The organism is Domibacillus iocasae, from assembly GCF_001750285.1.
Taxonomy (GTDB): domain Bacteria; phylum Bacillota; class Bacilli; order Bacillales; family Domibacillaceae; genus Domibacillus; species Domibacillus iocasae.
The window spans coordinates 1-13,196 of sequence record NZ_MAMP01000014.1 but is presented as its reverse complement, the minus strand read 5'-3'; the positions used below and the strand labels follow the sequence as shown (position 1 = coordinate 13,196).

The 13,196-nt window shown below is 44.4% G+C and carries 14 protein-coding genes, 1 tRNA gene, 1 other RNA gene and 1 other annotated feature; of the genes, 14 read left to right on the top strand and 2 right to left on the bottom strand.

What is annotated here, in order from left to right; all coding sequences use genetic code 11:
* The 7 genes from BA724_RS18745 to BA724_RS06670 all read left to right on the top strand — a co-directional run.
* Positions 1–189, top strand: a 189-nt coding sequence (locus tag BA724_RS18745) for a hypothetical protein (protein WP_211272217.1), incomplete at its 5' end; no start/stop codon positions are given.
* Between the two features lie 99 nt (positions 190–288).
* Positions 289–1,752, top strand: a complete 1,464-nt coding sequence (gene guaB / locus BA724_RS06700) for an IMP dehydrogenase (protein ID WP_069937896.1) — start codon at positions 289–291, stop codon at positions 1,750–1,752.
* Positions 1,753–2,002: 250 nt separating this feature from the next.
* Entirely contained in the window at positions 2,003–3,343 is a 1,341-nt protein-coding gene (locus BA724_RS06695) for a D-alanyl-D-alanine carboxypeptidase family protein (protein WP_069937895.1), read from the top strand.
* Positions 3,344–3,449: 106 nt separating this feature from the next.
* Positions 3,450–4,331 carry a pyridoxal 5'-phosphate synthase lyase subunit PdxS gene (gene pdxS / locus BA724_RS06690; RefSeq protein ID WP_069937894.1) on the top strand — a complete coding sequence of 294 codons (882 nt, stop codon included), beginning with the start codon at positions 3,450–3,452 and terminating at the stop codon, positions 4,329–4,331.
* Positions 4,331–4,924: a pyridoxal 5'-phosphate synthase glutaminase subunit PdxT gene (gene pdxT, locus BA724_RS06685; protein WP_069937893.1), complete on the top strand. Its 594-nt coding sequence runs from the start codon at positions 4,331–4,333 to the stop codon at positions 4,922–4,924. Before pdxS ends, pdxT begins: the two co-directional genes overlap by 1 nt.
* A gap of 32 nt (positions 4,925–4,956) precedes the next feature.
* Positions 4,957–5,175: a binding site (T-box leader), on the top strand.
* Between the two features lie 231 nt (positions 5,176–5,406).
* Positions 5,407–6,687 (top strand): serine--tRNA ligase, encoded by a 1,281-nt coding sequence (gene serS / locus BA724_RS06675; RefSeq protein WP_069937891.1) that lies wholly within the window; start codon positions 5,407–5,409, stop codon positions 6,685–6,687.
* A gap of 59 nt (positions 6,688–6,746) precedes the next feature.
* Positions 6,747–6,839: transfer RNA gene (locus BA724_RS06670), tRNA-Ser, on the top strand.
* 65 nt (positions 6,840–6,904) lie between these two features.
* Here the strand turns inward: BA724_RS06670 and BA724_RS06665 are convergent.
* Together BA724_RS06665 and BA724_RS06660 are read right to left on the bottom strand one after the other, a co-directional pair.
* Entirely contained in the window at positions 6,905–8,191 is a 1,287-nt protein-coding gene (locus tag BA724_RS06665; RefSeq protein WP_069937890.1) for a glycoside hydrolase family 18 protein, read from the bottom strand.
* Between the two features lie 48 nt (positions 8,192–8,239).
* On the bottom strand, positions 8,240–8,788 hold the full coding sequence (locus BA724_RS06660; protein WP_069937889.1) for a cysteine hydrolase family protein: 549 nt from the start codon (positions 8,786–8,788) through the stop codon (positions 8,240–8,242).
* A gap of 53 nt (positions 8,789–8,841) precedes the next feature.
* On the opposite strand from BA724_RS06660, the gene tadA reads away from it, so the two are divergent.
* From tadA to BA724_RS06625, 7 genes are all read left to right on the top strand, one after another.
* Entirely contained in the window at positions 8,842–9,327 is a 486-nt protein-coding gene (gene tadA, locus BA724_RS06655; protein ID WP_069937888.1) for a tRNA adenosine(34) deaminase TadA, read from the top strand.
* A 45-nt stretch (positions 9,328–9,372) separates the two neighbouring features.
* Positions 9,373–9,637, top strand: an RNA gene (gene ffs / locus BA724_RS06650) — signal recognition particle sRNA large type.
* 113 nt (positions 9,638–9,750) lie between these two features.
* The gene (gene dnaX, locus BA724_RS06645; protein ID WP_069937887.1) at positions 9,751–11,472 is read left to right on the top strand and encodes a DNA polymerase III subunit gamma/tau; all 1,722 of its coding nucleotides are present in this window, start codon (positions 9,751–9,753) and stop codon (positions 11,470–11,472) included.
* A gap of 24 nt (positions 11,473–11,496) precedes the next feature.
* Positions 11,497–11,817 carry a YbaB/EbfC family nucleoid-associated protein gene (locus BA724_RS06640; protein WP_069937897.1) on the top strand — a complete coding sequence of 107 codons (321 nt, stop codon included), beginning with the start codon at positions 11,497–11,499 and terminating at the stop codon, positions 11,815–11,817.
* A gap of 15 nt (positions 11,818–11,832) precedes the next feature.
* Complete coding sequence (recR, locus tag BA724_RS06635; RefSeq protein WP_069937886.1) at positions 11,833–12,429, top strand: recombination mediator RecR; 597 nt, start codon at positions 11,833–11,835, stop codon at positions 12,427–12,429.
* A gap of 15 nt (positions 12,430–12,444) precedes the next feature.
* On the top strand, positions 12,445–12,663 hold the full coding sequence (locus BA724_RS06630; RefSeq protein ID WP_069937885.1) for a YaaL family protein: 219 nt from the start codon (positions 12,445–12,447) through the stop codon (positions 12,661–12,663).
* Positions 12,664–12,700: 37 nt separating this feature from the next.
* Positions 12,701–12,901, top strand: a complete 201-nt coding sequence (locus tag BA724_RS06625) for a pro-sigmaK processing inhibitor BofA family protein (RefSeq protein ID WP_069937884.1) — start codon at positions 12,701–12,703, stop codon at positions 12,899–12,901.
* Positions 12,902–13,196 lie beyond the last annotated feature (295 nt).

Below are 13,196 nucleotides of genomic sequence, written 5' to 3'. Positions count from 1 at the left end.
CTGGCACGACAGGACAACTTGAATATTCAGGTTGTCTTTTTTGTTGTAATTTTTCCTGAACAAGATAAAATAAAACAAAAGAATCACTTGAAAACAAAAGAATGTTATAGCGCAATATTGAATTCTGGAAGAAGTTGTTTCTTCAGCACATTGATAAAGCGTTTGCTTTTAATGTTCGGATTTAAGTGAGAAAATTCCAAAAAATCTAACTTATAAAGCGAACCTTGACATTATACCCGTTCAATTGATAACCTACTAATAATATTTTTCGGTCAGGGAGGCTTAAATATGTGGGAAGATAAGTTTAAAAAAGAAGGATTAACGTTTGATGATGTATTGCTTGTGCCAGCGAAATCAGAGGTACTTCCAAAAGATGTATCCTTAAAGGTGGAATTAACGCCAAGTTTAAAATTGAACATTCCAATGATTAGTGCCGGAATGGATACTGTAACGGAAGGCGATATGGCGATTGCGATGGCACGCCAAGGTGGTTTAGGGATCATTCATAAAAACATGAGTATTGAACAACAGGCTGAGCAGGTAGATAAGGTAAAACGCTCAGAAAGCGGCGTTATCAGCGATCCATTCTTTTTAACACCAGAGCATCAAGTATTTGATGCCGAGCATTTAATGGGCAAGTACCGCATTTCTGGTGTGCCGATTGTGAACAGCCAGGAAGAGCAAAAGCTTGTGGGCATCCTGACAAACCGAGACCTTCGTTTTATCCAAGATTATTCCATTTTAATTACGGATGTCATGACAAAAGAAAATCTTGTGACAGCCCCTGTCGGCACAACACTTGAAGAAGCTGAGCAAATTCTTCAAAAACATAAAATTGAAAAACTCCCTCTTATTGATAAAGATGGTGTGTTAAAAGGCCTCATCACGATAAAAGATATCGAAAAAGTAATCGAATTCCCGAACTCAGCGAAAGACGCGCAAGGACGTCTTCTTGCTGGAGCTGCTGTCGGTGTAACGGGTGATACGATGAAGCGTGTTGAAATGCTTGTAAAATCCCAAGTAGACGTTATTGTGATCGATACAGCACATGGCCACTCAGCAGGTGTTATTGAAACAGTAAAAGAAATTCGTTCTGCTTATCCCGAATTAAACATTATTGCTGGAAACGTAGCAACAGCTGAAGCTACTCGTGAGCTGTTTGAAGCGGGAGTTGACGTTGTAAAGGTCGGAATCGGTCCTGGTTCTATTTGTACGACACGTGTAGTAGCCGGCGTAGGTGTACCCCAAATTACGGCTGTCTACGATTGTGCGACAGAAGCACGCAAATACGGCAAAGCGATCATTGCAGACGGCGGTATTAAATATTCAGGAGATATTGTAAAAGCGATCGCTGCAGGAGGCTCAGCTGTTATGCTTGGCAGCTTGCTTGCTGGTACAACAGAAAGCCCGGGTGAAACAGAAATCTTCCAAGGACGCCGCTTTAAAGTATATCGTGGTATGGGGTCTGTCAGTGCAATGGAAAAAGGTTCAAAAGATCGTTACTTCCAAGAAGATGCAAAGAAATTTGTTCCAGAAGGTATCGAGGGGCGTATCCCTTACAAAGGTCCGCTGTCTGATACATTATACCAGCTGACAGGTGGTCTTCGTTCGGGCATGGGCTACTGTGGCACGAAAGACATTGATGCACTTCGTGAAGACAGCCAGTTTATCCGTATGACAGGCGCAGGTCTTCGTGAGAGTCATCCGCATGATGTGCAAATTACAAAAGAAGCGCCTAACTATTCATTATAAGAAAAAAGCAGCCTGTCCAATACCGGACAGGCTGCTTTTTTTTTATATTTTATTCTGCCAAAAAAGCTTGCCGATAATTATTCAGAGCTCTTTATCTTCAAAAATTTCCCTTGTGCAAAATCGAGATGGACACAAATCGGATCAATTTATCTTTAGTATACGGCATCTAGGTCGTTTCTCGTCTGTTTTTCCTCTGAATGTGTGTGGTACAATAACGAAAGTGTTGCATAATAAATGGAGGGTTTTGAGTGTGAAAAAGAGAACTGGGTATCGGATTGGTGCTGTCCTATTAAGTGTATTATTGTTCATTGGATTGTTTTCCCCTGGAAATATGAAAGCGAGTGCGGCCTTTGAGGTCAATGCGGCGGCGGCTGTCTTGATTGATGCAGAGACGGGACAAGTCTTGTATGAGAAAAACAGTGATCAGCAGCTGGGTGTAGCCAGCATGTCAAAAATGATGACAGAGTATTTGCTGCTTGAAGCGGTCAAAGAAGGCAAAATAAGTTTGGATGATACTTATCAAGTATCAGATTATGTGTATACAGTTTCTCAAGACCGGAGTTTGTCGAATGTTCCACTCCGAGCTGATGAGACGTATAAGATTCAAGAATTGTACGAGGCAATGACAATTTATTCCGCAAACGCTGCGACGATCGCCATTGCGGAAAAAATTTCAGGTTCTGAAGCGGAATTTGTAAAATTAATGAATGAAAAAGCGAAAGAGCTTGGTTTGGAAAAAGTGAAGTTTGTCAATTCAACTGGATTAAATAATAAAGATTTAAAAGGAAATCATTCAACTGGTGCTGAGATGGATGAAAATATGATGTCTGGCCGTGATGTAGCCACACTTGCATACCGTTTAGTAAATGATTATCCGGAAGTGCTGGAGACAGCCGGAATTCCCAAAAAGAAATTCCGCGAAGGAACAGATGATGAAATTTCAATGGAAAATTGGAACTGGATGCTGCCTTCTCTTGTTTTTGCTTATGAAGGGATGACAGGCTTAAAAACTGGAACAACGGATTTTGCAGGCTACTGTTTTACCGGAACAGTTGAACGCAACGGCCAAAAGCTTATTGCGGTTGTGATGGATGCGACAAGTGAAAGCGGCGAAGGAACATATAATGCCCGGTTTATAGAAATGAAGAAGCTGATGGACTATGGTTTTACTCAGTTCGAGCCTAAAGAGATTGTCGCAGCTGGCAGTGCGGTAAAAGGGACTGAAACAGTACCTGTTCAAAAAGGAAAAGAAAAAGAAGTGAACCTTCAAGCAGCTTCTTCCTTATCTATTTTAGTACCGAAAGCTTCAGAAGCGAACTATAAAACAAAAGTTACTTTAAATAGTTCGGATTTAAATGAAAATGGAGAGTTGACTGCGCCAGTAAAAAAGGATAAAGTGGTTGGTTTTGTCTCTGTTCAAGATGATAAAGGTCAAGTAGTTCCATTTTTAAAGGAAGCCGGTCAAACAAATGTGCAAACAGCTGAAAACGTTGAGAAAGCGAATTGGTTTGTTTTATCAATGCGCGCAGTTGGAGGCGGCATCAGCAATGGATGGAATTGGGTTGTAGATAAAGTAACTGGTTGGTTTTAATAAAAATCACCTTCTGCTATTGACAGAAGGTGATTTTTCGTGTTTATTAGAATTTAAGTATTTTACAAAAAATCAGTTTTTTCTGATCAATATAGGAGGAGTAAAAATGAATACAGGTACAGATCGCGTTAAGCGGGGAATGGCAGAAATGCAAAAAGGCGGCGTCATTATGGACGTTGTGAATGCAGAGCAGGCAAAAATTGCAGAAGAAGCGGGTGCGGTAGCGGTTATGGCGCTCGAGCGTGTCCCATCTGATATTCGTGCAGCCGGCGGAGTGGCTCGTATGGCAGATCCGCGTATCGTAGAAGAAGTGATGAACGCTGTGACAATTCCGGTTATGGCGAAAGCGCGTATCGGGCATATTGTGGAAGCGCGTGTGCTTGAAGCAATGGGTGTTGATTATTTGGATGAAAGTGAAGTATTAACGCCGGCGGATGAAGAATACCATTTGTTAAAAAGTGACTACACAGTGCCGTTTGTCTGCGGCTGCCGTGACATCGGCGAAGCAGCACGCCGTATTGGTGAGGGTGCATCAATGCTTCGGACAAAAGGCGAGCCAGGAACAGGAAACATCGTAGAAGCAGTTCGCCACATGCGTAAAGTAAACGCACAGGTGCGGAAATTGATTCACATGAACGAAGATGAAGTGATGACGGAAGCAAAAATTCACGGTGCCCCATTTGAAGTTCTTATGCAAATTAAAAAAGAAGGCAAGCTGCCAGTTGTAAACTTTGCGGCAGGTGGTATCGCGACTCCAGCAGACGCGGCTCTTATGATGGAACTTGGCGCAGATGGCGTATTTGTTGGATCTGGTATCTTCAAATCGGAAAATCCAGCGAAATTTGCCCGTGCCATTGTAGAAGCAACAACTCATTACCAGGACTACAAATTAATTGCAGAGCTTTCAAAAGAGCTTGGAGAGCCAATGAAAGGTCTTGAAATCGCTGGTATCGCAGCTGCTGATCGCATGCAGGAGCGCGGCTGGTAATGACGAAGATCGGGGTACTTGGGTTGCAGGGTGCCGTTCGGGAACATGTGCGCTCGATTGAGGAAAATGGTGCGGAAGCGGTCGTTGTGAAATGGCCGGAACAGCTGGATGAGCTGGACGGCTTAATCTTGCCGGGCGGTGAAAGCACAACGATGCGCCGCTTGATTGACCGGTATGGCTTTATGGAGCCGCTTCGTGCATTTGGAGAATCCGGGCGTCCAATGTTTGGAACTTGTGCAGGCCTGATTTTGCTGGCTGGTGAAGTAGTCGGGTATGAAGAGCCACACCTTGGATTAATGAATATTACTGTTGAACGAAATTCATTTGGTCGACAAAAAGAAAGCTTTGAAGCGGCTCTTATGATTAAAGATGTGGCGGATGATTATAACGCCGTCTTTATCCGTGCGCCGCACATCGTTTGGGCTGGAGAAGGAACAGAAGTGTTGGCAGAATGTGATGGGCGGATTGTTGCCGCACGTGACCGCCATTACCTTGGCTGTTCATTTCATCCGGAGCTGACGGATGATCACCGCATTGCCGGCTATTTTATTGGTATGGCGGAGCAGGCAAAAGCGTCACTTGCGAATTCATAAAAAATGTAGTACATTAAATTCAAATAAAATAGTGAAACGCGATGAAGGAAGCTAGTAGCTTGATGTACTTCAAAAGAGAGCCGGTGGTTGGTGCGAACCGGTGGAGAAGTCATGTGAATCCATTCCGGAGCGGGATGCTGAAATAAGAGTAGGCATTGACCGGCGCAGGCCGTTAAAACGTTGTTTTGAGAGGAAAGCATGTTGTGCTTTCAATCAGGGTGGTAACGCGGAATATAACTTCCGTCCCTTTTTACAGGGACGGAAGTTTTTTTATTTTATTTAAATCTAGCTCCAGGCGCCATCAGATCGAGGGCTCACAGGATGTGGGTCACAAAGGCATTGCAGCACAGGATGCTGTGTTTTTAACCTTTGCTCTAAGTCAAGCCCTTCTGGGGGCACCAAACGCCTCCACCAGTGCTCTTCTTATGCTTGTCGCTGATAACCAGGCACCTTGTGCTTTTTACTAAAAGGAGGAATAACATATGCTGGATATGAAATATTTGCGATCAAATTTTGCGGAAGTAAAAGAACGCCTGAAGTTCCGGGGCGAGGATATGAGCGCATTTGAAGATTTTGAAGAACTAGAGAAAAAACGCCGTGAGCTGCTTGGCCAGACGGAAGAGCTGAAAGGGAAACGTAACAGTGTATCGCAGGAAGTCGCGCGTTTAAAAAAAGAAAAGCAGGATGCAGATGCTCTCATTACGGAAATGCGTGAAGTGGGTGAAAAAATTAAGGAATTAGACGCAGATCTTCGTGAAACAGAAGAAAAACTCGAGCAGCTTATGCTTCGGATGCCGAATATACCACATGAAAGTGTGCCGGCGGGTGATTCAGAAGATGACAACGTCGAAATCCGTACATGGGGCAATGTGCCATCATTTGATTTTGAAGCAAAGCCGCATTGGGATTTGGCAACAGATCTTGATATTCTTGATTTTGAGCGTGCCGGCAAAGTAACAGGCAGCCGCTTTACGTTTTACAAAGGCGCCGGTTCAAAGCTAGAACGCGCACTCATCAGCTTTATGCTTGATTTGCATACAGAAGAGCACGGCTATACAGAAATGATGCCGCCGTATATGGTCAATCGGACGAGCATGACGGGTACGGGGCAGCTGCCAAAGTTTGAAGAAGATGCATTCCGGATTGAAGCAGAAGATTACTTTTTGATTCCGACAGCTGAAGTGCCGGTGACAAACTACCACCGCGATGAAATTTTGAATGGCGAGGATTTGCCGATTTCTTACGCGGCGTATAGTGCCTGCTTTCGTTCTGAAGCGGGCTCTGCCGGGCGTGATACACGCGGGTTGATTCGCCAGCATCAATTTAACAAAGTGGAAATGGTCCGTTTTGTGAAGCCGGAAGATTCTTATGAGGAACTGGAAACATTGACAGGCCATGCGGAAAAGGTGTTGCAGTTACTTGGTCTCCCGTACCGTGTCCTTGACATGTGTTCTGCCGACCTTGGATTTACAGCGGCGAAAAAATACGATATTGAAGTATGGCTTCCGAGTTACGATGCATATAAAGAAATTTCTTCTTGCTCTAACTTTGAAGGCTTTCAGGCGCGACGGGCGAATATTCGCTTCCGACGCGAGAAAAATGGCAAGCCGGAACATGTGCATACATTAAATGGTTCAGGTCTTGCGATTGGCCGTACGGTTGCGGCAATTTTGGAAAATTACCAGCAGGAAGACGGCAGCATCCTCGTTCCCGAAGTCCTTCGTCCATATATGGGCGGTAAAGAAAAAATCGAAAAAAAATAAGTCGAATCGTGTTGACAGGATAATTTAGATTATGATAAATTAATTCTTGTCGATACGACGGAGGAATACCCAAGTCCGGCTGAAGGGATCGGTCTTGAAAACCGACAGGCGGGTCAAACCGCGCAGGGGTTCGAATCCCCTTTCCTCCTCCATTTTTAACATAAGTGCATAATTGGAGATATGAACGCCCATCTGACAAATCAGATGGGCGTTCTTTTTATTTTTTTATAATGGTAAAGCGGTCAGCAAGCAGGAGCCAGTTTTGCGGAAAAGAAAAGCCGATTTTCCAATACGCGATGCCACGCAGCTTCAACTCTTTTAAGAGAGAGAATTTTGCATCGACTGAACGGGCATCCTCAAACCATATTTTATGGGCGCGTCCATTTTCGTCAGTATAATCAATAAATGGCGCCTGTGCAGTGAAATCATAGCGGATCGATGCCTTGTAGCGGGCGGCAATCCGAATCGCTTCTTGGGGGCTGATTGCCCGGGCCGGTGGATTTCCCTGCCGATAAGGAAGCGTCCAGTCATATCCATATAAATTTTGTCCCATCACGATTTTAGAGGCGGGCATTTCTGTCAGCGCGTAAGTTAAAACGTTGCGTACCGGTCCGATAGGGGATACAGCCATTGGCGGGCCACCGCTGTACCCCCATTCGTACGTCATAATGATGGAAAAGTCGACAATCTCGCCGTGTGCTTTATAATCGTGCGCTTCATACCACTGGCCTGTTTGTGCCGCACTTGTTTTCGGAGCGAGCGCAGTTGAGACCGTTTTGCCTTCGTTGTTAAACCGCTCCTTTGCACGGCGAAGAAATCGATTGTACGCTTCCCGGTCTTCGGATCGTAAATATTCAAAATCAAAATGAATGTCCCGGAAATTCGTCTGTCTGGCGATTCGGCTTATATTGTTCAAAAAAGTTTGCTGGACTGCTTCATCGTTCAGCAAAATACGCCCGAGTTCCGCGCTAAACTGGTCATTTTCTAGATTTGTAATATCCATCATAAAGACAGTGCCGTTTTGTTCAGCGATTGTCGGCAATGGAAGAAGGGGCGGTTCTTCAAGTGAGCCGTCCCGTTTGGCATTGTAGCTGACCGGAGCAAAATACGTCAGCTGTGGTGCGGCTTCCCTTGCCTGGTTTAGGACGCTTCCTGAGTAGCCGGATGCAGCCGGCTCAATATAGCCAGTTGACTCAATACGTATTTTGGCAGGCGATGGAATGCGCAGCTGCCGCCCAATTTGCAGCGGAGCGGACTGTGACAAGCCATTGATCCGGACGATCTCTTCCACTGTAACATCGTACTGTCTTGAAATTTTCCACAAGCTGTCTCCGGCGGAAATCTGATGAAATCGTCCAGAAACGGGAATAACCAGCGCCTGCCCGATGACGAGCTGCGCCGGATTTGGCAGCTGATTTGCCTCGTTGATCGCCTGGATGGTTGTCCCGTATCGGCGCGCAATTTGAAACAGTGTGTCACCGCTCTTGACTACATAAATGTGCATACGCCGTTTCCCCCTCTCTTTATTATATGTACAGAGAGGGACAGGCTCTTATGACAAAAGTTGAATGAATTCACTTGACGGGCGTATGTCCGCCTTTAAAACAGTTTCCATCATTTCAAGCGCGTACTTGTTGAAATTTTCTTCTTCTGAGGCAATCGTATTTTTTGGCACATACACATCAAATTCACGCATGTATGCATCATTGGCTGTGAAAAACACGCAAATATTACCGGCCACTCCCGTGATGGCGACAGATTGCACGTCCAACTCGTGCAAGAGTGTGTTCAAGGCAGTCCCGTAAAAGGCAGAATGCTTTGGCTTTATTAAAAAGTAATCTTCATGACCCGGCTTCATTTCCTGTATAATAGGGGCGCTCACTTCATTTGTCGCATGGTCTGTAATAAGGCCGATATCGGCTTTCCAAAGCTGGTAATGGTCATTTATGTAAATGACGGGCCATTCTTTGGCGTGGAAATGATCTTTTAATTGTAAAATAGGGGGGACGATTTCTTTTGTGAAATTGGCCAGTTTTTCCCCGTTTGGAAATTGAAAATCATTGATCATATCAATAATAAGAAGTGCGCATTTCTTTGTCATTGTCTTTCCTCCTTAATTTCTATAGTATTACCCGAATTTTCACAGAAAGGAGCATGGAAATGGATGAATTTTTTATGAATTTGGCCATTGAAGAAGCAAAAAAAGCTGAGCGCCTTGGTGAAGTACCAATCGGAGCCGTTATCGTTAAAAATAATAAAGTCATCGCATCGGGCCACAATTTAAGAGAAACGACTCAAAATGCTGTTACCCATGCGGAACTTTTAGCCATTGAAAAGGCGTGTGAAGCAACAGAGTCATGGCGGCTTGAAGGAACGACGCTTTATGTAACACTTGAGCCGTGTCCGATGTGCAGCGGCGCTATCTTATTGTCTCGTATAGAGCGGGTCGTTTACGGAGCTGTTGATCCGAAAGCGGGCTGCGCCGGAACATTAATGAATCTGCTGGATGATGACCGGTTTAACCACCGCTGTGAGGTCGTGCCGAATGTATTGGGGGATGAATGTGGAATGATGCTGACCGAATTTTTCCGAAATCTCCGCAAAAAAAAGAAAGACCAGAAGAAGCAAAAAGTGGAATAGCCGCACCGTTGCTTTTTTGCCTGTTAAATAGTATAATAATTCTTGCCGTGCTAAGTGGGGAGGTAGCGGTGCCCTGTATCCGCAATCCGCTCTAGCGGGACTGAATTCCTTCTCGAGGCTGTTTAATTGTGGGGCCTGCCTTTTGTAAGTGGCGTTGACGTCCGGGTCCTGCGCAATGAGAACCCATGAACCATGTCAGGTCCGGAAGGAAGCAGCATTAAGTGGACTCTCTCATGTGCCGCGGGGCAGCCTGGGCTGAGCTAACTGCTCAAGTAACGCCTGTGATTGGCAGTCGACAGAAGGTGCACGGTATACATAATAAAAAAGGCGTCCGGCTTGCCGGGCGCCTTTTTGCTTTCATTGGAATAGAAAAGGTATGCTCGTTCGTTTATAATAAAAAAAGAAAGATGAGGGAGGGAAAGAATGAGCTATCAGGCATTATACCGTGTATGGCGCCCGCAAAACTTTGCGGATGTCGTAGGGCAGGAGCATATAACGAAAACGCTTCAAAACGCTCTCCTTCAAGATAAAATCTCACATGCCTACCTTTTTTCAGGTCCGCGTGGTACTGGGAAAACGAGTGCAGCGAAAATTTTGGCCAAAGCGGTAAACTGCGAAAACGGCCCGTCAGCAGAACCTTGCAATGAATGTGCATCATGCCGGGGGATTTCGGACGGCTCAATTCAAGATGTCATTGAAATTGATGCTGCTTCGAATAACGGTGTAGACGAAATTCGGGACATTCGGGACAAAGTAAAATACGCGCCCGGCTCTGTCCGGTATAAAGTGTATATTATTGATGAAGTGCATATGCTTTCAACTGGCGCGTTTAATGCGCTCTTAAAAACACTCGAGGAACCGCCATCCCATGTGATCTTCATTTTAGCCACCACAGAGCCGCATAAAATTCCTTTAACAATTATTTCCCGCTGCCAGCGGTTTGATTTTAAGCGGATTACCGCTCACGCGATCACAGGCCGGATGACCCTCATTTTAAATGAAACGGATACAGAATTTGATGAATCGGCTTTGCCGATCATTGCCCGTGCCGCAGAAGGCGGAATGCGGGATGCACTAAGCCTGCTTGATCAGGCCGTTTCCTACAGCCGTGGCCGTTTGAAGGAAAATGATGCGCTGACGGTAACTGGGACAGTTGGACAGGGAATGCTGAATGCAATGGCGCGAGCTATCTATGAGCAAAATGCGGCAGAAGCGGTCCAGACACTGAATAAGCTGCTAATAGAAGGGAAAGATCCGGTCCGTTTCACAGAAGATATGATTCTGTATTTCCGTGATATGCTGCTCTTTAAAATGGCTCCAGACCTTGAAGAATCAATGGAGCGGACGATGGTGGATGAAGGTTTTGCAGAAATAGCCGGCCAGTTCTCTGAACCAGCTATTTATGAATACATTGCGGTTTTAAATAAAGCGCAGCAGGACATGAAGTTCACAAACCACGCGCGTATTTATTTAGAAGTGGCACTTGTAAAAATGTGCCGTCTGTATGTAAAAGCTGAATCTTCTGCGTCAGGTCCGGAAATTTCTGGATTGATCGAGAAAATAAATCGGCTTGAGCAGGAAGTGCAGGAACTGAAAAATCGACCGTCCGGTACATCAGAAGCGGAAGCGTCGAAACCGGCAGCTAAAAAAATATCACGTCCGGGCAATCAATTTAAAATCGCAGTGCCGCAAATTGAAAAAGTGCTTTTAGAAGCGACCAAACAGGATATTCAAAACATTAAAAGCCGCTGGGGAAATATGATTGGCTACTTAAACGATCGGCAAATGCGCTCGCAGGCTGCTCTTTTAAACGATGCGGAACCTGTCGCTGCGTCTAGTGACTCATTTGTGTTAAAATTTAAATATGAAATTCATTGTCAAATGGCATCTGATAATAAAGCATTTATGGATTCTATTTCGACGATTTTAAATGAATTAGCCGGCAAGCCGTATCGGCCGCTTGTTGTACCCGAAGAAGCCTGGATGGATATTCGCCGTTCATTTTTGAAAAAGCAAAAAGCGGATGGCAGCTATACACCACCAGCTGACGGATCAGATGCGGATGTGCAGGAAGAGGCAGAAGACCCTCTCGTATCAAAAGCGCTGGAACTTGTCGGGGAAGAGTTTCTTGAAATTAAAGACTAACTTAATTGGAGGATGATGAACATGATGCGTGGCGGAGGAATGGGCAACATGCAGAATATGATGAAACAAATGCAAAAAATGCAAAAGCAAATGCAGGAAGCCCAGGAAGAGCTGGCTGAAAAGCAATTCGAAGGAACAGCAGGCGGCGGCATGGTGAAAGTAAGTATGTCCGGTCAAAAGCAGGTAACAGACGTTCAAATTAAAGAAGAAGTAGTAGATCCAGAAGATATTGAGATGCTGCAGGATCTTGTTTTAGCTGCCGTCAATGACGCACTGAAAAAAGTGGATGACGAAACGAACCAAACAATGGGACAGTTTACGAAAGGGATGAACCTTCCTTTCTAATAGGAGGAATTGTAGATGTATTATCCCGAACCAATAACGAAGCTGATTGACAGCTTCATGAAATTGCCGGGCATCGGGCCGAAAACAGCGGCTCGTCTGGCTTTTTTTGTGCTAAATATGAAAGAAGAAGACGTGCTTGATTTTGCTAAAGCACTCGTTAATGCAAAGCGTGATCTTGGCTATTGCTCTATTTGTGGTCACATTACCGATCAAGACCCATGCTCGATTTGCAAAGATGAGCGGCGCGACCGAAGCATTGTCTGTGTTGTGCAGGATCCAAAAGACGTTATTGCGATGGAAAAAATGAAAGAATATAATGGGCTCTATCATATTCTTCACGGCGCAATCTCGCCGATGGAGGGGATTGGACCTGAGGATATCAATGTCCCTGACCTTGTCAAACGATTGCAGGATGAAACGATTAAGGAAGTTATTTTGGCGACCAACCCGAACATTGAAGGCGAGGCAACCGCTATGTACATTTCCCGATTATTGAAGCCATCCGGCATTCGTACAACACGCATTGCTCACGGTCTTCCAGTAGGTGGCGATCTTGAATACGCAGATGAAGTAACATTATCTAAAGCTATTGAAGGCCGTCGTGAGCTGTAAGGAGGAGAATCATTTATGTTTTTCCGTAAAAAACAAACGCTGCGCAGTGTATATGATGATAAATTAATCGAACTGCTGGACCGGTCAAGAACAGATTGGTTTAAGCACCGTGAATTGCTTCGGCTTAGCTTTGAGCAGAATAGTGAGCTTGAAGCACAAACAAAAGCGGCGCAGGCTAAATATTTCTTTTTATTTAGAGAAGCAAAAAAGCGTCAAATCCGCATAAAAGAATAATCTCCTTCCATACGATAGAAGGGGAGCGTGAAGAGATATGCAAAAAATAAGCGCAATATTATTTATGGTGTTTAAAAAAACGGTCGCTGGGGCTTTCTTTTTATATGGGGCAAATGTGTTAATTCAACAGACGGGCTTGCATATCGTAATGAATCCATTTACAGCCTTTCTTGCCGGTTTCTTAGGGCTGCCAGGGATTCTTTCTCTGGCAGCTATTCATTTTTTTATTTTTCGTTAAAAAAAATGAAAAAACGATTGACGAGTGTTTCGGCTGGTGGTATAGTAATAAATGTTGCTGCTGAAAAGCAGTCGAAACAAAAAGAAAAAAATGAAAAGATATTGACATGTAATATCAAGATGTGGTAGGATATTAAATGTCGCTTAAGACGAAAAGAAACGAATTGAACATTGAAAACTGAACAAAATCAATAAAAACGTCAACGTTTTAATTTTTAACTTCTATTAAGAGTACACCCCGTATTTTTAATAGAAACAAATGAGCAAGTCAAACACTTTTTGGAGAGTTTGATCCT

Bases quoted from the DNA above. Each gene is read 5' to 3' on its own strand.
- BA724_RS06630 (WP_069937885.1), top strand. From the start codon at position 12,445: ATGTTTTTCCGTAAAAAACAAACGCTGCGCAGTGTATATGATGATAAA.
- serS (WP_069937891.1), top strand. From the start codon at position 5,407: ATGCTGGATATGAAATATTTGCGATCAAATTTTGCGGAAGTAAAAGAA.
- BA724_RS06665 (WP_069937890.1), bottom strand. From the start codon at position 8,191: ATGCACATTTATGTAGTCAAGAGCGGTGACACACTGTTTCAAATTGCG.
- BA724_RS06625 (WP_069937884.1), top strand. From the start codon at position 12,701: ATGCAAAAAATAAGCGCAATATTATTTATGGTGTTTAAAAAAACGGTC.
- dnaX (WP_069937887.1), top strand. From the start codon at position 9,751: ATGAGCTATCAGGCATTATACCGTGTATGGCGCCCGCAAAACTTTGCG.
- recR (WP_069937886.1), top strand. From the start codon at position 11,833: ATGTATTATCCCGAACCAATAACGAAGCTGATTGACAGCTTCATGAAA.
- pdxT (WP_069937893.1), top strand. From the start codon at position 4,331: ATGACGAAGATCGGGGTACTTGGGTTGCAGGGTGCCGTTCGGGAACAT.
- BA724_RS06660 (WP_069937889.1), bottom strand. From the start codon at position 8,788: ATGACAAAGAAATGCGCACTTCTTATTATTGATATGATCAATGATTTT.
- pdxS (WP_069937894.1), top strand. From the start codon at position 3,450: ATGAATACAGGTACAGATCGCGTTAAGCGGGGAATGGCAGAAATGCAA.
- tadA (WP_069937888.1), top strand. From the start codon at position 8,842: ATGGAAATGGATGAATTTTTTATGAATTTGGCCATTGAAGAAGCAAAA.
- guaB (WP_069937896.1), top strand. From the start codon at position 289: ATGTGGGAAGATAAGTTTAAAAAAGAAGGATTAACGTTTGATGATGTA.
- BA724_RS06640 (WP_069937897.1), top strand. From the start codon at position 11,497: ATGCGTGGCGGAGGAATGGGCAACATGCAGAATATGATGAAACAAATG.